The following is a 1,243-nucleotide window of genomic DNA, read 5'->3' as shown; positions in this document are numbered from 1 at the left end:
CGGACCTCGACTCCATCAGCTTCGACAACCGGGCGGCCGCGAGGGATCTCGGCCGTTATGTCGCGCAGCTCGGTCACCGGCGTGTCGCGGTGCTGGGCGGGCCCCGCAAGCAGGCCGCGGTCACCGCTCGAACTGCAGGATTCGTCGAAGGGCTCGAGGAAGAGGGTGTCGCCCCCGGCGACATCCGGATCGTGCACGGCCAGCTGACCCGGCTGGGCGGGTTCAACGCGGCTCAGCAGCTCTTCGCCGAAGGGCGGGGGTCCATTGATGTCGTCGTGGCCGCCAACGATCTGTTGGCCATCGGCGCGCTGGCCGGGTTCCGCGCCCGTGGGGTGACCGTCCCTGCCGAGCTGTCGGTCACGGGATTCGATGACATTCAGCTGGCGGTGGACGTGACGCCGCGGCTGACGACGATGGCGCTTCCGTTGGCGGAGGCCGGTGCCGAGGCGATCCGTCTCGCCGTCGGTACCGCCGACGTCGAGCCTGCCCACCTGATGTTGCGCGGTCGCCTCGTGGTCCGGGACAGCACCGCCTCACGCCAGTCCCCGTGATCATCAACCGCTGGCCCGCCGATGCCCTGGCTAACGGTTGATGATCATCGGCGTCTGACTCTTGACGGGTTGAGCACCGAGCGTGCAATATTTGGAATACGTTTTCTGTGGAATGCGTTTTCTCACGCCCGCGACCGGCGGCTTGGTGGTGCGCTCACTGATCCGGAAACGACCGTTCAATGCCGAACAATCACCCTGGAGGATCCATCATGCGAGATCCATACGTTCGCCGTCTCACCTGCGCGGCCTTGCTGGCTGCGTCGGCCTCGTTGGTGCTCAGCGCCTGTGGAAGCGACACGGACGCGGAGGTGGAGCCGTCCGATGATCCCGTCACGCTCCGCTTCACCTGGTGGGGTGGGGACGAGCGGCATGAGCGTACCCAGGAGGTGATCGACCTCTTCGAAGAAGAGCATCCGAACATCACCGTCCAGGGTGAGTTCAAGGACTGGAACGGCTACTGGGACAGTCTCGCCACTACGGTCGCGGCCGACGACGCGCCGGACATCATTCAGATGGATGAGCTGTACTTGGCGTCCTATGCGGGCCGCGACGCGCTGCTGGACCTGGGAACTACCAGCGAGTACCTGGACACCGGCAACTTCGACGAGGACGCGCTGGCGACCGGCGTCATCGATGAGGCGCAGTACGCCCTGCCCGTGGGTCTGGCCATGTACTCACTCGTGGTGAACACC

General features: G+C 65.7%; 2 protein-coding genes. Both read left to right on the top strand.

The genetic code is table 11. The features are described from left to right. A partial coding sequence (locus tag ELR45_RS24915; protein WP_165368084.1) for a LacI family DNA-binding transcriptional regulator occupies positions 1 to 551 on the top strand: 551 nt, incomplete at its 5' end. 209 nt (positions 552 to 760) lie between these two features. Then, positions 761 to 1,243: ABC transporter substrate-binding protein (locus ELR45_RS38960; RefSeq protein WP_205857203.1), on the top strand; the 483-nt coding region annotated here is incomplete at its 3' end.

The organism is Phytoactinopolyspora endophytica (assembly GCF_004138495.1).
In the GTDB taxonomy this organism is placed as follows: Bacteria; Actinomycetota; Actinomycetes; order Jiangellales; family Jiangellaceae; genus Phytoactinopolyspora; species Phytoactinopolyspora endophytica.
This window is presented reverse-complemented; position numbering and strand designations above follow the sequence as displayed.